General features: G+C 32.7%; 16 protein-coding genes. 4 read left to right on the plus strand and 12 right to left on the minus strand.

The annotated features are described in order from the left end of the window. Positions 1-7 precede the first annotated feature (7 nt). Both ED556_RS10035 and uvrB read left to right on the plus strand, forming a co-directional pair. Positions 8-2,368, plus strand: coding sequence for a T9SS type B sorting domain-containing protein (locus ED556_RS10035; protein ID WP_296323037.1), 2,361 nt, complete (start codon positions 8-10; stop codon positions 2,366-2,368). A 35-nt stretch (positions 2,369-2,403) separates the two neighbouring features. Continuing rightward, positions 2,404-4,410 (plus strand): excinuclease ABC subunit UvrB, encoded by a 2,007-nt coding sequence (uvrB, locus tag ED556_RS10040; RefSeq protein ID WP_296323040.1) that lies wholly within the window; start codon positions 2,404-2,406, stop codon positions 4,408-4,410. On the opposite strand, the gene ED556_RS10045 is transcribed toward uvrB, so the two are convergent. Next, a complete protein-coding gene (locus ED556_RS10045) occupies positions 4,411-4,812 on the minus strand; it encodes a TerB family tellurite resistance protein (protein WP_296323043.1) in 402 nt (133 codons plus the stop codon). 181 nt (positions 4,813-4,993) lie between these two features. On the opposite strand from ED556_RS10045, the gene ED556_RS10050 reads away from it, so the two are divergent. Beyond that, on the plus strand, positions 4,994-5,257 hold the full coding sequence (locus ED556_RS10050; protein WP_296323045.1) for a DUF1456 family protein: 264 nt from the start codon (positions 4,994-4,996) through the stop codon (positions 5,255-5,257). A 38-nt stretch (positions 5,258-5,295) separates the two neighbouring features. Here ED556_RS10050 and ED556_RS10055 read toward each other — a convergent pair whose 3' ends face one another. The 4 genes from ED556_RS10055 to ED556_RS10070 all read right to left on the minus strand — a co-directional run bounded on the left by ED556_RS10055 (position 5,296) and on the right by ED556_RS10070 (position 10,960). Then, complete coding sequence (locus ED556_RS10055) at positions 5,296-5,640, minus strand: hypothetical protein (RefSeq protein WP_296323047.1); 345 nt, start codon at positions 5,638-5,640, stop codon at positions 5,296-5,298. Between the two features lie 154 nt (positions 5,641-5,794). Beyond that, positions 5,795-6,985, minus strand: coding sequence for an ADP-forming succinate--CoA ligase subunit beta (gene sucC / locus ED556_RS10060; protein ID WP_296323049.1), 1,191 nt, complete (start codon positions 6,983-6,985; stop codon positions 5,795-5,797). Between the two features lie 65 nt (positions 6,986-7,050). Further along, positions 7,051-9,435 (minus strand): hypothetical protein, encoded by a 2,385-nt coding sequence (locus ED556_RS10065; RefSeq protein WP_296323051.1) that lies wholly within the window; start codon positions 9,433-9,435, stop codon positions 7,051-7,053. A gap of 4 nt (positions 9,436-9,439) precedes the next feature. Beyond that, positions 9,440-10,960, minus strand: coding sequence for a carboxypeptidase-like regulatory domain-containing protein (locus ED556_RS10070; RefSeq protein ID WP_296323053.1), 1,521 nt, complete (start codon positions 10,958-10,960; stop codon positions 9,440-9,442). Positions 10,961-11,148: 188 nt separating this feature from the next. Here ED556_RS10070 and lysA point away from each other — a divergent pair, with 188 nt between their 5' ends. Continuing rightward, positions 11,149-12,393 carry a diaminopimelate decarboxylase gene (lysA, locus tag ED556_RS10075; RefSeq protein WP_296323059.1) on the plus strand — a complete coding sequence of 415 codons (1,245 nt, stop codon included), beginning with the start codon at positions 11,149-11,151 and terminating at the stop codon, positions 12,391-12,393. Here the strand turns inward: lysA and ED556_RS10080 are convergent. The 7 genes from ED556_RS10080 to ED556_RS10110 form a co-directional block, all read right to left on the minus strand. Next, entirely contained in the window at positions 12,379-13,941 is a 1,563-nt protein-coding gene (locus tag ED556_RS10080) for a hypothetical protein (RefSeq protein WP_296323062.1), read from the minus strand. The genes lysA and ED556_RS10080 overlap by 15 nt on opposite strands. A 12-nt stretch (positions 13,942-13,953) precedes the next feature. Beyond that, a complete protein-coding gene (locus ED556_RS10085) occupies positions 13,954-14,529 on the minus strand; it encodes a hypothetical protein (RefSeq protein WP_296323065.1) in 576 nt (191 codons plus the stop codon). Positions 14,530-14,531: 2 nt separating this feature from the next. After that, entirely contained in the window at positions 14,532-15,944 is a 1,413-nt protein-coding gene (locus ED556_RS10090; RefSeq protein ID WP_296323068.1) for a M20/M25/M40 family metallo-hydrolase, read from the minus strand. After that, positions 15,937-16,815 carry a PPK2 family polyphosphate kinase gene (locus ED556_RS10095; RefSeq protein WP_296323071.1) on the minus strand — a complete coding sequence of 293 codons (879 nt, stop codon included), beginning with the start codon at positions 16,813-16,815 and terminating at the stop codon, positions 15,937-15,939. The genes ED556_RS10090 and ED556_RS10095 overlap by 8 nt, the downstream gene beginning before the upstream one ends. Next, entirely contained in the window at positions 16,815-17,171 is a 357-nt protein-coding gene (locus tag ED556_RS10100) for a hypothetical protein (RefSeq protein WP_296323074.1), read from the minus strand. The genes ED556_RS10095 and ED556_RS10100 overlap by 1 nt, the downstream gene beginning before the upstream one ends. 76 nt (positions 17,172-17,247) lie before the next feature. Beyond that, positions 17,248-18,411, minus strand: coding sequence for a sigma-54 dependent transcriptional regulator (locus ED556_RS10105; RefSeq protein WP_296323077.1), 1,164 nt, complete (start codon positions 18,409-18,411; stop codon positions 17,248-17,250). Then, positions 18,411-19,283: a DUF6268 family outer membrane beta-barrel protein gene (locus tag ED556_RS10110; protein WP_296323080.1), complete on the minus strand. Its 873-nt coding sequence runs from the start codon at positions 19,281-19,283 to the stop codon at positions 18,411-18,413. The genes ED556_RS10105 and ED556_RS10110 overlap by 1 nt, the downstream gene beginning before the upstream one ends. Positions 19,284-19,311 lie beyond the last annotated feature (28 nt).

Consider the following 19,311-nt stretch of genomic DNA (forward strand, 5'->3'; position numbering starts at 1 on the left):
TTGCACTGTGGTACAAAGGTTTATTTCACTCTTATTAGTTTGTTTTATTTGTCAAAATGTATTAGGTCAAAATATAACTGTTGATAGCCAATCGTTTACACCTCAACAACTCATAGAAGACATCTTAATTGATAGTGACTGTATAGAAAATGTTACAGTAACAAATGTGGTCACTGGTAATTTTGCTAATGGTCAGTTGAGTTATGGTTATTTTGATGGGACTGGGACTACATTTCCTTTTGAAAGAGGTCTAGTCATGAGCACTGGGCAATTGTTTAGAGTTCCTGGGCCTAATACCACATTAAGTGATGATGATGCACCTGGATGGGATGGTGATAATGATTTAGAAGTAGCACTAAATGAAACTAACACTTTTAACGCAACAATACTAGAATTTGATTTTACGTCCATAACAAGTCAAATTAGCTTTAGATACCTATTTGCTTCTGAAGAATATCAAGAAAATAACTCAAACACTTGCATTTTCTCAGATTTATTTGGTTTTTTAATTAGACCTACTGGAAGTACAGATCCGTACACAAACATTGCTCTCGTGCCTAACTCCAATACTCCAGTAAAAGTCACTACGGTGCACTCTGGAATACCTGGTCCAGGAGGATGTCCTCCTATTAATGAGCAATATTTTGGATCATGGAACGGTGCTAATACACCAATAAATTTTAATGGACAAACTGAAATTTTAACGGCTACCGCTACAGTAATCCCAAACCAAAGTTATCATGTAAAGCTTGTTATAGCGGATGAATTTAATGCGCGTTTTGATTCGGCCGTATTCTTAGAAGCTGGAAGTTTTGAATTAACTCGAGACTTAGGTCCAGATAGATTAATTCAGGCAAACAATGCGCTTTGTGAAAATGAGACATTAATCGTAGATGCAACAATTGCGGGTAATAATGGTTACGATTGGTTTAGAGATGGTGTTTTAGTTCAATCAGATCCTGTTGGCTGTACAAACTGTGGTACATACGAAATTACACAGGCCGGAACTTATAATGTCGAAATTAATTTAGACGGAAACTGTGGCGCTATTGGTACCATTACTGTTGAATATGCCCAAAACCCTATAGTATTTAATTCAACCTTGTCCGAATGTGACTTTGACCAAGATGGCCTAACGACGTACAATCTTTTTGATGGTGAAATTGGACTGACAAATAATAATCAAAATTTGGGAATAGTGAATTTCTTTTTATCGCAATCTGATGCCGAAATGAACATTAATCCTATTCAGAGTCCAACCACGTTTGAAAATACGACACAAAACCAGATTGTATTTGCTTTAATCGAAAATATATCAAACTGTACCAGTATAGCCGAGTTAACCTTAAGCACTTCTAACAATAGTTTAAATATCCCAACATTAGAAGCATGTGATTTTGGTGATCTTGACGGTATTACAACATTCAATTTAGATGCTGTTTCTTTAGCCATAGAAAATCAAATTCCAGCAGGTGCAACTATTAATTTCTTTACAAACGAAGCTGATGCATTATCAGATGCAAATCCACTTCCAATTTTATTTGAAAACGATAGTCCTAATTCACAAACAATATATGTAAAAGTAGATGATGGCAATTCTTGCTATGCCATTGCAGAGGTTAATTTAGTGGTCAGCTTTACACCCGAAATTATGGAAGATGAAACAATCTATTATTGTTCAAATACATTCCCTGAAACAATTAGAATTATAGGTGGTGTTGTAAACGATGTACCAAATAACTATTATTACCAATGGCAACTTAATGGTCAGGATATAGAAGAAGATACAATTGAAATCGAAATTAATGACGTTGGTACGTATACAGTTATAGTTACTCATCCCAATGGTTGCAGCAGTTCTAGAGACATAACAGTTTTACCATCAGAAATACCTACAATTGGTCCAATTGATGTTAATGGTACGGACAACATTAATACGGTAACCATAAGCGCTTTAGGTAATGGTGATTACGAATTTGCGCTAGACAGTGAGGATGGTCCATATCAAAACGACAACGTTTTTACGAATATAACACCAGGTTTTCATACGGTCTTTGTAAGAGATAAAAACGGCTGCGGAGTTGCATCAGAGGTGTTTTCTGTCTTAGGGTTCCCTAAATTCTTTACGCCAAATGGAGATACTCAAAACGATTTTTGGCAATTAGATGGTGTCAATTTTCAACGTTTTCCAAACCTTCAAGTCTTTATTTTTGACCGTTATGGCAAACTACTCGTAACCCAAGACTCCAATAGTTCAGGTTGGGATGGCACCTATAATGGTAACCTATCACCAAATACGGATTATTGGTTTACTGCTAATTTTGGAGATGGTAGAACATTTACAGGACATTTTGCACTTAAACGCTAATTGATTCCTGCTAATCTTTATCGTAATTTTGTTTTATGCGTTTTAAGATAGAATCAGAGTTTAAACCAACCGGAGATCAGCCCCAAGCTATTAAAGAGCTTTCTGACGGAATTTTAGAAAATGAACAATACCAAACATTACTTGGCGTAACAGGTTCTGGTAAAACATTTACAATAGCTAATGTTATTGAAGAGGTGCAGCGCCCTACTCTAGTTTTGGCACATAATAAAACACTAGCCGCTCAGTTATATTCAGAGTTTAAACAATTCTTTCCTAATAATGCTGTAGAGTATTTTGTGTCTTATTACGATTATTATCAACCTGAAGCCTACATACCTGTTTCTGGGGTTTATATCGAAAAAGATTTGTCCATAAATGAAGAAATTGAGAAGATGAGACTAAGCACAACTTCGTCGTTATTATCTGGTCGCAGAGATGTTTTAGTTGTTGCTTCTGTATCGTGTTTGTATGGTATAGGTAATCCTGTTGAGTTTCAGAAAAATGTAATTACTATCGAGAAAGATCAAGTAATTTCGAGAACCAAACTACTTCATCAATTGGTTCAAAGTTTATACTCACGCACAGAAGCAGATTTCAAGAACGGAAATTTTAGGATTAAAGGTGATACAGTAGATATTTTTCCTGGATATTCTGACAATGCCTTCAGGATTCATTTTTTTGGAGATGAGATTGAAGAAATTGAAGCTTTTAATCCATATGAAAACAATGTTATTGAACAATATGATAGATTAAACATATACCCGGCAAACATGTTTGTGACTTCTCCGGATATATTGCAAAATGCAATTAGAGATATTCAAGATGATTTGGTGAAACAACACGAATATTTTAAAGATATTGGAAAACATCTTGAGGCGAAACGGTTAAAAGAACGCACTGAGTTTGATTTAGAGATGATCCGTGAGCTTGGGTATTGTTCGGGTATAGAAAACTATTCGCGCTATTTAGACGGTCGTGCACCAGGGACTCGCCCATTTTGCTTATTAGACTATTTCCCTAAAGATTATTTAATGGTTGTTGATGAGAGCCATGTTACGGTTTCGCAAGTTCATGCCATGTATGGTGGTGATAGAAGTAGAAAAGAAAATTTAGTCGAATACGGTTTTAGATTACCAGCAGCAATGGACAATAGACCATTAAAATTTGAAGAGTTTGAAGCACTTCAGAATCAAGTAATTTATGTATCGGCTACTCCTGCTGATTATGAGTTGCAGAAAACGGATGGCGTTTATGTAGAACAGGTTATAAGACCTACCGGCTTATTGGACCCAATTATTGAAGTTCGTCCAAGTTTGAACCAAATAGATGACCTGATAGAAGAAATACAAACTCGAGTTGAAAACGATGAACGCACACTTGTAACTACATTAACCAAACGTATGGCAGAAGAACTTGTAAAATATCTTTCTAGAATTGCTATTCGTTGCAGATATATTCATAGTGATGTAGATACGCTTGAACGTGTAGAAATTATGCAAGACTTGCGTAAAGGAATTTTTGATGTTTTGGTAGGTGTTAACCTATTGCGAGAAGGACTGGACTTACCAGAGGTTTCTCTCGTTGCCATATTAGATGCTGATAAAGAAGGATTTTTACGAAGTAACCGTTCTCTAACTCAAACCGTTGGTAGAGCAGCACGTCATCTTAATGGTATGGCAATTATGTATGCCGATAAAGTAACTAATAGCATGCAAAAAACCATTGATGAAACCAATTACAGGCGCGAGAAACAGATCGATTACAACACAAAAAATAATATAACACCTAAAGCCATTAATAAAAACTTAGACAACGCGTTGGCTAAAAACTCAGTAAGTACCTATAAAACTGAATTAGATGCAAGGTTAGCGGCAGAACCAGAAAGTAAGTATTTAACAAAAGGTCAAATTGAAAAGAAAATCAGAGATACTCGTAAAAAAATGGAGCAAGCTGCTAAGGCATTAGATTTTATGGAAGCTGCACGTTTTAGAGATGAAATAAGTGCGTATCAAGAACGTCTAGAAAAATTAAAAGTAAAGTAACTAGTTGTATTGAACCTTAAATATGTCTATAAGAAAATCTGGTGGAACTATTTTATTTGGAAAGCTTTCCATTAAGTCCAATACTCTACAAATTGATTCTTGACTTAATCCCATACGTAACCCAAAATTATGAATTTTAACTACCTGCTTAGTTGATAGTTCTGAATCTAAATTCATAAGTAAAACAAGTCTATGGAATTGCACTATACGCTCGCTATGAGACTTGAGATTTACATAAGTAACAGGATGTTCTATAAGGTAATTAAAATCCTCTTCAGATATTTCAAGTTGCCTAGCAATTCCGAGTAAAAAGTTGTACTCAATTGATTTGATACTGTCATCCTTCTGAGCAAATGCTATTAGCTCGGATAGTAAACTCAACTTTTCAATGCGATTAATCATGAATAATATTCGTGAGGGTTTTTGTTACTAACAAATTTATATATATGTAGGATTTTATTGTCATGGATAAAATGTATCTTGTCGAAAAGATTAGTGTACTTAATCGGTAATATTGATATTTCATCAACATCTCACGATTGTTTTTTTAACCACATTTAATTGATAAACAGATATTTACAACGTGACTAACAACGACATTTTCAAGAAACTTAGGGTTGCGCACAAATTGAGAGACGATGATATCGTCAAAATTTTAGCTTTAGTAGATTTTAGAATTTCAAAAAGTGAGCTAAATGCATTTTTTAGACGCGAAGATCACCCGAAATATATGGAGTGTGGCGATCAAATTCTGAGAAACTTCCTTAATGGATTAATTATACACCTCAGAGGTCCTTTACCCAGTAAACGAAATAATGATAAACAAAAAAAGAGCAACAATCGTTAGTTTGGTTGTTGCTCTTTTAAAGTCATAAAGGATAATACTTATTCTGACTTTAACATCTTAACTGGCACTTCGTAATATCTACTTCTACCCAATTCTTCAGAAACTTTCTTGTAGTTTAATCTACTTTTAATATAGTTCTCAACATTCTTATTTTCAGTATCTACAGATAACACAACTAGCTCATTGTCTTTGTTAATTGCAAGTTTTACCATTGCTTTTGTGTTTTCATTTAACTCAAAATAAGGGTTTTCTAATAGTTTACTAACTGTTTTAGTAATTAACTCATTAGTCTCATCAGCTTTCTCTACTGGGTTTGTGCTTGCTGAAACAGCACTACTAAACGCGATTACCGCGACTAGTACAAACATTTTTAATGCTTTCATAATTGTTCGATTTTATTAGATTGATACTTAAAAGACTTCCTTATGAGGTTGTATGTTACAGGTGTTAACATAGTTTAACTCAGGTTAGGAGATTATTAACAAAAAAGGCGCCAATAATTTGGCGCCTTTAATAATATATAATGGAGTACTATTCTTAAGAAAGTACAGCTTGTACTTTGTCTGCAGCTTCTTGAAATTCTGTAGCACTCAAAACATCTAAACCAGAATTATCAATTAATTCTTTTGCGATATCTGCATTAGTACCTTGTAATCTAACAATTATTGGAACGTTAATATTACCCATATTTTTGTAGGCATCAATTACACCTTGTGCTACACGGTCACAACGCACAATACCTCCAAAAATATTGATAAGGATGGCTTTTACATTTGGATCCTTGAGAATGATTTTAAATGCAGCTTCAACTCTTGCAGCGTCTGCAGTACCACCAACATCAAGGAAGTTAGCGGGATCTCCACCTGCTTGCTTTATTAAATCCATTGTAGCCATAGCTAGACCAGCCCCATTTACCATACAACCAACATTACCATCTAAGTCTACATAGTTAAGACCTAATTCTCCAGCTTCAACTTCAATAGGGTTTTCTTCTCTTTTATCTCTTAATTCGGCTAAATCTTTATGCCTGAATAAAGCATTACCATCTAAAGTTACTTTAGAGTCAACAGCCATGATCTTATCATCGCTAGTTTTTAACACAGGATTTATTTCGAATAAAGATGCATCAGACTTAACGTAGGCCGTATATAATGCCGAGACAAATTTTGTCATTTCTTTAAAAGCTGCACCTGACAACCCTAAATTAAATGCTACACGACGCGCTTGGAATGGCAATAAACCTAATGCCGGGTCAATCTCTTCAGTAAATATTAAATGTGGTGTTTCTTCAGCAACCTGTTCAATATCCATACCACCTTCAGTAGAATACATTATCATATTACGTCCATTACTTCTATTTAACAGTACAGACATGTAATATTCTTCTGGTTCATTATCACCAGGATAATAAACATCTTCAGCTATAAGTACTTGATGCACTTTTTTACCCTCTTTTGACGTTTGGGGTGTAACTAGATTCATACCTATTATCTGTCCTGCTAATTCTTCAACTTCTTGAAGATTTTTAGCGAGTTTAACACCGCCACCTTTTCCGCGGCCACCAGCATGGATTTGTGCTTTAATAACATGCCATCCCGTACCAGTTTCTTCAGTTAATTTTTTAGCTGCTTCAACGGCTTCTGATGCAGATTGTGCTACAATTCCACGTTGAATGCGGACTCCAAAACTGCTTAATAATTCTTTACCTTGATATTCGTGTAGATTCATGAGTAATTAGAAATTTAATATTGCGCAAAAATAAGGATAGTAAAACGTTTCTCAAATAATTTTCATTAATCAATAGTAATTATTTCCGAGACTAAACCATTGTCGTTAATTAGCCCTTCTAGATAAATTTTGATTGGACCATCTATATCATTGACTTTAAAGTTGATAACACCATTTTCTAACTTCAGATTAGGCTTCCAATCTACGGCTCCAAATTCTTTATAAAACTGACTTTGGGTAGATCCATACTTAGGTGAATAATAGGTTTTAGGACTTGTAAAACTTAAAGGAATGTTATATTCTGTAAAGGAAATTGTCGGTGTTATGGACTTTCCCTTTTGGGGATCTGTATAAATTCTAATGACGCCGGCCGCTGCACGAATTCCTTCTCCCACGCCACTTTTATTGATTTCTACGTAGTCTACATTTTCCATCGAAAAGTTGTTGAGAATATTATAATCTGATAAATAAACATCATTTAAAAATATCCTAGGTTCTCTAGTACCATTAATTGTGGCAACACTATAAGTTTCGATTTTGAAAAGTGACAAGTCCTTTGCTAATGAACTTCTGCCTCCACTTTGGTCGGCATCTTCACTCTTTGTAGTATTAACACTATATCCATGAGAACTTATAAATTGTGCAAAAGTCCTGTATTGCTGCTTCATTTTTTCATCGAAATCATAAATTTTTCCAATCCTCTTATTTTGTAATTTTTCTATCCTCGTGTAGGTTTTAGTTTTATACAACCTCACTTCTTCTAACTCTTGTATCTTTTCTAGATTAGATAAAGAAGGCATAGAATCAACTTGATTTGTAAACTGTTTTCCTATGTTTATGGAAAGTTCTTTATAATTTGTTTTAAAATCAGGAACCTCATTTTGCTCAAAATTGATAACTAAATTAGACTGAGTAACCTTGCCGTTTTTTTTAATTACGCCAATTCTTAGCTTATCATCATCAAAGGGAAAAAAACCAAGTTTGTTGATAAATCCATTTGGGGAAATTGTAATAAGCTCTGTCTTAGAGTTATAGTTGGGATAAATGATATAATCGTCTTGACTTTTTGAATTAGAAGAAATTCGGTAGTTTATACCATACTCAAAATCAAAAATTGGTTCAGGTTGATCATTAATTATTGTGTTCCAGTCGTATCTACTCCAACCCTGAGTAAGTAATACTTCGTTTAATTCTATTTGTTTTTTGATTGAAATATCCTTGAAAAAATAGTTAACGTTTTCTATAGGAGTTTTAAGATAAGGTGTCAATAAAAAAGAGGACACTATATTGTTATTGTGATTATATGATTTAGTTAAGGATGGTAAAACAGAAGCACTTAGACTTTGATTTTTATAATTTAAAGCAGAATCTAAACCAAGCTGTATAGAAATACTGTCGTTTACTTTCTGGTAACTAACAGTTTTGGTTTTAATTAAATTTATCCCTTGATAATTAAAAAAAATGCGTTCGGCAATTGGTTTACCCAGGGCATCGAATAATGTAAAAATATTTACACCCGGATATAAATCCTCGGCTTTAATTTTAAAGGATTGTGTTAGGTTGTTTTGGAACGTAAAAGTATAACCTGTAATATCAACACTATTGTGAATAGTTAATTTAAATCTCTGGTTAATGAGGCTATTTAAACTTACAGAATTAGTTTTAACCTTAACATCTACAGAATCTCCTAAGTCCTTCAATTGCAATATAACCCCGTTAGTTTCTGTTTTTGGGAATGGCAATTCGAATTTAGTATTGTAATAATAATAGGATGCCGTATACTTTGCATCTGGTTTTGGATTTATATTAAACACACCTATACCGAGTTGATTGAGTTGAAGTTCTTTTAGTAGCTGTTGGTTTTCAAAAATCTTTACCCTAAGGTTTTTTACTGATTTTCCCAAGCTATCCTTGGCGATAATTCCAACTGTATTTAATGTATTTTCTAAAAAATGCCCACCTTCTGCTAGTAATTGAACATCAATATTAGCATTTGAGTCTATTGGTTTATCGTATACCTTATCATCTGGATTTATTAGTTTTAGTTTAGCCTCGTAGTGGACATATTCATTAGCAAAGTTTTTGGACCAATTTGTGTAGCATTTAAGTGCATATTCTCCTGAGCGTAATGTGCTATCAATGTCAAACTCTCCATTGGCTACTCCACCATAAGCCAACAGCATTTTTTTCTTTACAATTTTATCATCAGAATCGTAAAGTGAACAATAGATATTTGAAGTTTTATTAGACATCGACATATCATCTCTTAAAACCACGTATGTCTTAAACCAAATAGATTCTCCCGTTACAAATGTAGATTTATTTATATGTGTATAAATTTGCTCTCTAGAGAGTTCTGCAAAGTCCTCAAAGGAATCCTCTATATCATCAAAATAATTCTGGGAAAAACTGGCATTTATAGTAATTAATAATAGAATAAAATATCTCACAATTCTAGCGTTTTAAGGGCGTATTCAGCCAATATTTACTTACTCCCGATTTCTCTACAATTTGAGCCTCAGATAATGGACTGTATTTATTAATAAATTGGGCATTGTTTGGTAAGGCTTTGTTTTCAAATATTTGTTGCGTAAAATATTCCCTAAATTGATATCCCTTGATTTGTTGTGTTTTAAATATTTTTCTGTTAGAAATGTCGTAAATATTTTTAATGCGATAGGTAAAACCTGACATGTCTGTACTCTCATCAATTTCCGGTAAAGACCAACCTTTAACTGTGACCTTTACATCATAATCAGTAACTAATTCAGCATCTTCAACTAATAGCTTTTTTTTGTTATAGCGAAACTTAAAATCTTTACGGTCAATTGATTTTTGATCGATTTTACTATTAAATTTAACATAAAAGGCTTTTTCATTTGCGTCATAATCCACACTTACCACATCAAATTTAAAAGCGTCACTAATATTGAATTGATTATTAAAAGATATATAGTTGAGATACATTAACTCGTTCGTCTTTTTATACTCAACTACAACTTCAAAAATAGTTTCTAAACTCGCTTTTTTTGTAACATTATAACTGAACTTATGTATGGCGTAGTCTTCTTTGGATATATATATCTTACCTTCTGCTTTATGGCTACTTTTGGTTAAGGATTCTTTCGCCTCAAAATCAATTTCATACAATATTTCATCATTAAGATATACTTTTTTTATGTTAATAAACTTATGATTATCAATGAATTTACGTTTGAAAACATAAACAAAAGAAAAACTTAAATGCTCATAATTCCTTATTGGGTTGTGAATATTTAAAATTCCCAACTCATTACCGCCTTGACCCGAGATTTTTGTGTCATCAATATATTTACTAAAACCATCATAGGGCTGTATAAGTGTTGGATCTCTGCTAAATTCCGAGTTTTCAACATATTCATAAAGGACATTTTTATTTTTTGAATCCATGATAATGTCAGACTTAAATCCATAATCAAAAGATTCGATAATAGCTTCATTTAGATTGTAATAGGTGTTATTAATTACTTGATAATCTCTATAGTAACCCACTGTTGAATAATTCTCTAACGGGTAATTTTTTTGAATGTTAAGAATTGCTTTCCTAACTATGTCTACAGCAGTTATATTATTAGAACCGTTAGACGTATTGGCATTAATAACAACCTGATCTAGTAACTCTATCTTTGGGGTAAGTTTAATGACATTATCTTGTTTTAATACGATGTTTTTTAATTCTACAAACTTTGTCTTATAACCTATACAACTTATCTCTAAAACATAATTGTTTATTTTATAGTTCTCTGGTATTCTAAAACTGCCATCATCGTTTGCAACAATGCCAATATTTTTATCCTTAATCTGCACAGTTGCATAAGCAATCGGCATATTAGACTGTGAATCAATAACTCTAAAAAATATCTCTTTCGTATGATCTTGACTTTGAGAAGAAAGAAAAGTCAGAAAAAAAATAAAAATCAACTTATAGTTACGCATATTATACATTAAATTCAATCTAAATATATTAATATTCAGGATAATAAGTGTTAAACAATCTCACCATCTACTGTAAGGAATCATCAAATTTGTTATATAATTAACAAATTGTTTTAATTGTGATTTTTTCTATTTAAAATTATTAGAATTGCATTCAAAAAAATAGCTTTGACCAATAATTTAGAATGATGAACAGCGAACAATTATTACATATAGCAGATCTATACGAAAGTCCAGTTTATGTATATGATTCAGAAAAGATAATAAATCAATACAATAGGCTAAAGAATGCTTTTAGTAATGTAAACAACCTTAGACTTAACTATGCAGTTAAAGCATTATCAAATATTTCTGTACTAAAACTTTTTAAGACATTAAATTCAGGTTTAGATACAGTTTCTATTCAAGAAGTACAATTAGGACTCAAAGCTGGTTTTGAACCAGAATCAATAATATTTACACCTAATGGAGTTTCACTAGAAGAAATTGAAGCCGTAGCTGCACTTGGTGTACAAATAAATATTGATAACCTTTCCATATTAGAACAATTTGGAACCAAGCATCCTAATATTCCTGTTTGTATACGTATTAATCCACATGTCATGGCAGGTGGTAATACAAATATTTCTGTTGGACATATCGATAGTAAATTTGGAATATCTATTCATCAAATACCACTGTTGTTGCGTATTGTTGAAAACACGGGTATGACAATCAATGGTATACACATGCATACAGGTAGTGATATCTTAGATATCGATGTTTTCTTATATGCCAGTGAAATTTTATTTGAAACAGCTAAAAACTTCAAAAATCTCGATTTTATTGATTTTGGGTCTGGATTTAAAGTACCATATAAATCTGGAGATATCGAAACTAATATCGAGGAACTCGGCGAAAAACTATCTGCACGATTTAATACATTTTGCGAAAACTATGGAAAAGAACTAACACTTGCATTTGAACCAGGAAAGTTTTTAGTGAGTGAAGCTGGGGTCTTCCTAGCAAAAGTAAATGTGGTTAAGCAAACGACCTCAACTGTTTTTGCTCAGGTTGACTCTGGTTTTAACCATCTCATCAGACCCATGTTATATGGGTCACAACATGAGATAATTAATATCTCTAATCCTGAAGGCAGAGAGCGATTTTATTCTGTAGTAGGTTACATCTGTGAGACAGACACTTTTGCTAATAATCGTAGAATCTCTGAAATAAGTGAAGGTGATATTTTATGTTTTAAAAATGCGGGTGCCTATTGTTTTACTATGGCGAGCAACTATAATTCTCGTTATAGACCTGCAGAAGTACTTATACATAATGGTGAAGCACATCTTATTAGAAAAAGAGAAACTTTTGAAGATATAATCAAAAACCAGATCGAAATAGAGTTAAATGTAGAAGAACCTAATGTTTCAGTTTTAATACCTGATTAATGGCGAATTTATAATATAATTTTGAGATATAGAATCATCTTTAATCTTTGGAGCTTTTAACCGTTGATTCTTATTTACTTTCTCAAAATCTCCATTAAAGGAATTGTCACTTTTTACCTCTTGCACAAAATATTCTCTAAACTGATATCCTTTTATAGTATTAGGCTCATAGATTAGTCTACCATTTATATCGTAGACATCTTTTATAGCAACTTTTAAATCTCGAGTAGTTTCCGAATCGAGATTTTTAAGTGTGTCTATAAAGTCAGGAATCTTCAGTACAACTTGTCTTGCGCCATTTGTTTCAACAGATTTTACGAATACTCTTTTATTGTTATACTTAATTTTGAAGTGTTTCTTTTTAATCGTTTTCAAATCCAGGTTACTATTAAAATCTATAAGAAAACTATTGTCTTTCTTATTATAAACTATTTTTGATTCCTTAAAGACATCCCTTTCAGCAATTACAAACCTATTGTTAAACGTAATGTAATTTAAATACATTTTACCATCCATCTTTCGGTATTCATTCTTAATCGAGAATAATGGATTTTCTTTAAAACCATCTGTAACCGTATATTCTAAATAATAAATAGAAAAATCAATTAATGAAATTCTTATAACGCCATTTGGTTTATGACGGTAACCAATCTTTTTTGGTATACCCTCAAAGCTTATTTCAATAATAGGTTCATCATTATAAAAACTAACCTTACCTTTTTTGAATTGATGATTTTTAATAAAATCTGTATTTAATCTATATACAAATGAATATGAAAGTCTATTATAATTACGGACAGCATCATGAACCATGAGTAAAGAATATTCATTTCCACCATAAGGCAATATCGTGGCGTTTTGAATATATTTTGAGCCTTTGCTATAAGCAGATTCATAGTCTGAATTAGCTTTAAATCTCTTATTTTTCTGATAAGAGTGTAACACTGATACGTTTGAACTATCTGCTAATTTATCCGTTGAAATACCAGCATCAAAATCTTCTAATATACCTTCATTAAGATTATAATACTCTCTTTTTACTATTTGATAATCTCTATAATAACCAATTGTAGAATAAGGGTTATTGGACATATTTTTTCCTACAGAGTTTACCGCAATACTAACTATTTGATGGGCAGGGATTTTTTTTGCATTATCTATAGCATGTCTTAAGGATTTGTTTCTACCCTTTTTGGTTGTATTTATAACAACTTCTTCAAGTGTTTCTAGTCTAGGACTTAATTTTAAAACATTTAATTTATCGACAGATAGAGATTTTGAATCTATAATTAAAGTCGTATAACCTAAAGACGATATTTCGAGTACTGGCAGATCTTCTTGAGTGTTAAAAGGTAACCTTATGATTCCATCAACATTAGAAATAAGACCTCTAGAAGTGCCCTGAAAAAGAACAGTAGCATAGGAAATTGCGTCATTATTACTTTCGTCTTGTAGCTGAATTTTTAATTCAGACTGAGCAGTTGCTACTCCTAATGTTACAATAAAAAAAAGGTTGAATAGTAAGAATCTGTAATAGCAATGCTTCATACAAGTAACTACTTATTGCTTCACTTTACCCGTAAAATGATTAACCTTAGGATTAATTGGGTTTCCTGAGGCGCGTCGATAACTTGCTAATTGTCCACAATGCCAAATAGCATCTGCAATTGGGCCATTAATTTGATTCCAAAACGGAATCTTTTGTTCTCCAAAGATGATTTTAAACTCAGAAATATCATCACTTTTACGAAGAATATCTGCTGCTGTTTTCAAGTTATTTAGTATGGCGCTTCGCTTTTCTTCATAACCTAATTCATTGTTCTTGTTGCTAGAGTTTGGTTGCTTTAAGGTTGAATTGACTATAACTTTAGATAAATCGTAAATATGATTTATAGTTTCTTGAGTAGAACGTCCATCTTCATTTAACTTATAGTTTAAATCCTTTTCAGATAAATTATGCGAAGCCCAATAAAATCTGAAACCCAAACCATCTACCATTCTTGCTGCCACAGTACCAGCTGTGAATTCTTCTGAATATTCTGGAACTTCGTAATACGGCAATGTATTTTGGTCTTTCGTCTGTCCTAAAAGTAGAAAACTAAAAGTTAATGTTGCAATCAAAGCAATTCTTTTCATACTTAATCTTTAATTTGTTGTTCGCCTTTTATTTGATTAACACCATATTTGTCAAACAAATACACTAAGGATGTCATAGTTGCCGCACCTAACTCTAATTCACGTTTATTAACGTGCTCAAAAGTATCGTTGGCAGCATGATGATGATCAAAATAACGCTGAGAATCTGGACGTAAGCCCGCTAATACTATATTCTCATTTTTTAAAGGTCCAATATCTGCTCCGCTATAGCCTTTCTCAAAAAAATGAATCAAATAAGGTTTGAATAAGCTTTTCCATTGTTCTATTTGCGCTAAATTATTATCACTGCAATCAAAACTAAAACCTCTTGGTGTAAAACCACCAGAATCGCTCTCGAGAGCAAAAACATGATTTTCGCCGTTTTGCGTTGCTACTTCAGCATATTTTCTGCCTCCACGAAGACCATTTTCTTCGTTCATAAATAAAACCACACGAATACTGCGCTTTGGTTTAATACCACTTTCTTTAAGTAAGCGTAACACCTCCATTGATTGCACAACACCGGCACCATCATCATGAGCGCCATCTCCTAAATCCCAAGAATCTAAATGTCCACCTACGAGCATGTATTCATTTGGGAATTCACTACCCGTAATTTCTCCTATGACATTATATGATAAAACATCATCGTATTGTTGACAGCTTTGCTTGAAATAGAATTCAAGATTTTTATCTTTTTTTAATAATTCTGAAAGCGTATTTGCATCATTAGTACTAATTGCAGCAGAAGGAATCCGCAAATTATTTGGTAAATCTTGATAACTCATACTACCCGTATGCGGATAATCATCTTGGCGTAGACTTAAAGACCTAATAATAACACCAACAGCACCAAACTTTGAAGCCTCGTAAGCTCCAGAATATCGTTGTTTCGAACATCCTCCATACGCTTCAAATGTGTGTATTAAATCTGCTTGCATTGCTCCGTTGAAGAATACAATTTTGCCTTCAATTTCAGCTTTACCTAAAGCCTCTAATTCTTCAAAGCTTTTTACTTCTACAACTTTAGCTTGTAAACCTCTATCTGAAGTTGCTGTAGAACCTCCAAGTGCGCAAATGTTAACATCTATTTTTATGGTTGAATTTTCATTATTCAGAATTATTTTACCTTCTTCCTTTTCTCCTCTAACCCATTTTGGCACCATAACTTCTTGTAACCAAACTTTATCTAGACCTAAAGCTTCTAACTCGCTTTTGGTATATTCTACTGCTTTTTGGGCATTCTCTGAACCTGACAATCGACCTCCAATCTCATTAGACAAATAGTCTAGCCATTCATAACTTTTACCATTTGTTAAAGACTGTTTATAAATCGTCTTCAAGGTAGCTTCGTCATTTTGTGCATATGTAAACATGTATAAAAAAGCTATGAGTACTGTAATTATTCTATTCATTTTCTAACTGTGATTTATACAATTCTATATTAGCTTTATCATCAGCTGGTAATTCTGGCTCAACAATATCTGTATAATGTTTTAAGGTATCATACAGGATTTTTGCCACCAAGTAACGTGCTGTAGGTTTATCATCTGCAGGAATATTATACCAAGGTGCATGAGGCTTTGAAGTATGATTTATGGCATCTTCATAACACTCTTGATATGTATCCCAAAGCTTACGTTCTTTTAAGTCACTCGAAGAGAACTTCCATTGTTTGTCTGGTCTATTTAAACGTCTTAATAACCTGTTTTTTTGTTCGTTTTTAGATAAGTTTAAAAAGAACTTGAAGATTATTGTGCCGTTATCTGCGATATGCTGTTCAAAATTGTTGATTTCCTTAAACCGTCTTTGCCAAAACTCTTCTGTAACATCAGCTTCAGAATTAATGTCTGGCATATTTTCGTATTGAAGATAGTTAGGATGAACTCTAGTTACCAATACATTTTCATAATGTGTGCGATTAAAAATACCAAACTTTCCACGTGCTGGTAATGCAATATAATGTCTCCACAAATAATCGTGTTTAAGTTCTAAATCTGTTGGCTTTTTAAAACTATGGGCTACAATTCCTCTTACATTAAACTCCTTAAAGACCTCACGGATTAAACTATCTTTTCCTGCCGTATCCATACCTTGAATACACATCAAAACCGCATATTTACCATGAGCATACATGGTGTTCTGAATCTCAGCTAATTTTTTACTGAGTTTATTCATCTTCTTTTCAATCTCTTTTTCCTCAGCTTCTAAATCCAATTTCGTTGTTAAGTCTGCGATATTAATCTTTGAAGTAATCGCAAAGTCTTCTATGTTAACTTTTTTCATTAATCTTTGAATTTATTGTTTAGTTTTTCCCATTTTTTGTTCCATAAAAACCCTAGAAGTAAATTTACCATTCCTAGTCCTGTGAGGATTGAGTCAGTAGTAAATAAAAGCAAAATAAATGTTAGAAGTCCAGGAATTAGAAATCTAGCCACCATTAACTTCAAAGGTATAAAATAAATAAGATTGAAAACTGAAGAAACTAAAGTCACAATAACAGTCCCAATCAAACTTAAAACAATTAATCTTCCTGATTTTAAATAAGTTGACAAAACTATACTTAATAAGATACCAGCTAACAGTAGTATTGGAATATTAAATAAATACTTTTTGATTAAAAAAGATCTTTTGTCATTCATCTTAATCAAAGCATATTAAGATTATTGCATACTTATTAGTCGCTAGATCAGCATTAGTGTTGATCTCAACATCAACTCATTTCGATGCAAAAGATTTTACATCTGCCTCGCTAACTTCACTTCCGCCAAGAATTATTAATCGCTCAATTACATTTCTTAGCTCTCTGATATTACCGGTCCAATCGTATTCTTGTAATTGTTTTATAGCTTTATCTGAAAACGTCTTTGAAGCTGTTCCTTGTTCTTCCGATATTTTTTTAGCAAAATGAGATACTAATAATGGAATATCTTCTCTTCTATCATTTAATGCTGGAACTTCAATTAAAATTACTGCTAATCGATGGTATAAATCTTCTCTGAATTTACCGTCTTCAATTTCTTTTTTAAGGTTCTTATTTGTGGCCGCAACGACACGGACATCAACCTTAATATCTTTATCACTGCCAACACGTTGAATGCGGCTTTCTTGTAATGCACGTAGTACTTTTGCTTGTGCTGAAAGACTCATATCTCCTATTTCATCTAAGAAAATTGTTCCTCCATTGGCAGCTTCGAATTTACCTGCTCGGTCTTTGGCTGCAGATGTAAACGCACCTTTAACATGACCAAACAATTCACTTTCTATAAGTTCACTTGGGATCGCTGCGCAGTTCACCTCAATCATTGGTCCTTTACTACGCTCGCTTTTTTGATGCAACCAATGTGCTACTAATTCTTTTCCCGTACCATTTGGCCCCGTTACTAAAACCCGCGCATCTGTAGGAGCAACTTTATCAATCATATCTTTAATACGGCCAATGGCGGGGCTATCTCCAATCATCTCGTATTTTTTAGAAACCTTTTTCTTGAGACGTTTATTTTCTACCACAAGTTCTTTTCTATCCAGAGCAATCCTAACTGTATTTAATAGTCTATTTAAATCTGGTGGTTTAGAAATATAATCGAAAGCGCCTAGACGCATTGTGTTCACAGCAGTATCTAAATCGCCATGACCCGAGATCATTACTATAGGAATTTCAGGTTTTATTTTTTTAACAGCTTCAAGGACTTCAACACCATCCATTTTTGGCATCTTAATATCGCATAGTACCAAGTCATAGTCCTTTTTCTTTATTTTTTCTATACCAGCAAGCCCATCTTCAGCTTCTTCAACTTCATAATTATCACTTTCTTCAGAAAGAATTTTAACCAAAACGCGGCGGATAGCCGCTTCATCTTCTATTATTAATATATGTTGCATTATAATCTAAATTTTATTCCTGTTCTAAGATAAAAGGCATTCGTCTGATCTAACTGAAGAATTCTATCTCGATCATCATTTCGTAAAATATTGTTTAACCTAAATGTATATCCAGAATATAGGTAACCCACTAAATAATCCGTAAAAGAATACTCATATCCCAAACCTCCAACAATCACTGATAACGAAATGTTATTTGCTTCGTTTCCATCAACCATTATTGGGTTTTGTATGTTAGCAAAATAACCATCTACAGATGTAAAAAGCTGTAAAGTGCTAGATTCGTTAAAGTAATATTTTAAATTAGATTTTGGAATACCTGCACTAACTGACCATTTTTGATTAATACGTCTGAAATAGTTAACAAAAGGTAATGGAAAAGGAATACCAGCTGTGGTGTTATATGTTACACCTATAATAAGCCTGTATGGTCTTTTAATATCCTTAGCTTTTGTTCTGTCTTTTATGAAAAAAACACCTCCATTTAAAAATATATCATCTTTGGTTATAGTACTGTTTAGTGTTGACGCTATTCTTGGATTAACCTTAAGACCAATTCTCCAATTTTCATTAGATTTAAACGTGTATGCAATATTTAAATCAATAATATTTAATGCATCAAGTCCAGAAACATCAAAAGGATAATCTTCTCTTAAATTAAGCAATACTCGGTTATATTCTGCACCTATAATGAGATAATTATCATTTTTAATCTTAATTGGATAATTTAATAACGCTCTTAGTCTTGTATATTGATCTTCTGACTTGCTACTAGGTATAAATGAATATTCTAAGCGTGCCAAATCCGTTAATTGAGCATTAAGGATATTACATCCAAAGAAAAGTGTAATTAAACATAACTTGATTGACAAACAATTATTCTTGAGCATATATTCTTCT

Origin of the sequence: Winogradskyella sp., assembly GCF_003712105.1 — a bacterium.
In the GTDB taxonomy this organism is placed as follows: Bacteria; Bacteroidota; Bacteroidia; order Flavobacteriales; family Flavobacteriaceae; genus Winogradskyella.

Coding starts and splice junctions, on each gene's coding strand:
- uvrB (WP_296323040.1), top strand. CDS start 2,404: ATGCGTTTTAAGATAGAATCAGAGTTTAAACCAACCGGAGATCAGCCC.
- ED556_RS10045 (WP_296323043.1), bottom strand. CDS start 4,812: ATGATTAATCGCATTGAAAAGTTGAGTTTACTATCCGAGCTAATAGCA.
- ED556_RS10055 (WP_296323047.1), bottom strand. CDS start 5,640: ATGAAAGCATTAAAAATGTTTGTACTAGTCGCGGTAATCGCGTTTAGT.
- sucC (WP_296323049.1), bottom strand. CDS start 6,985: ATGAATCTACACGAATATCAAGGTAAAGAATTATTAAGCAGTTTTGGA.
- ED556_RS10070 (WP_296323053.1), bottom strand. CDS start 10,960: ATGCGTAACTATAAGTTGATTTTTATTTTTTTTCTGACTTTTCTTTCT.
- lysA (WP_296323059.1), top strand. CDS start 11,149: ATGAACAGCGAACAATTATTACATATAGCAGATCTATACGAAAGTCCA.
- ED556_RS10080 (WP_296323062.1), bottom strand. CDS start 13,941: ATGAAGCATTGCTATTACAGATTCTTACTATTCAACCTTTTTTTTATT.
- ED556_RS10085 (WP_296323065.1), bottom strand. CDS start 14,529: ATGAAAAGAATTGCTTTGATTGCAACATTAACTTTTAGTTTTCTACTT.
- ED556_RS10090 (WP_296323068.1), bottom strand. CDS start 15,944: ATGAATAGAATAATTACAGTACTCATAGCTTTTTTATACATGTTTACA.
- ED556_RS10095 (WP_296323071.1), bottom strand. CDS start 16,815: ATGAAAAAAGTTAACATAGAAGACTTTGCGATTACTTCAAAGATTAAT.
- ED556_RS10100 (WP_296323074.1), bottom strand. CDS start 17,171: ATGAATGACAAAAGATCTTTTTTAATCAAAAAGTATTTATTTAATATT.
- ED556_RS10105 (WP_296323077.1), bottom strand. CDS start 18,411: ATGCAACATATATTAATAATAGAAGATGAAGCGGCTATCCGCCGCGTT.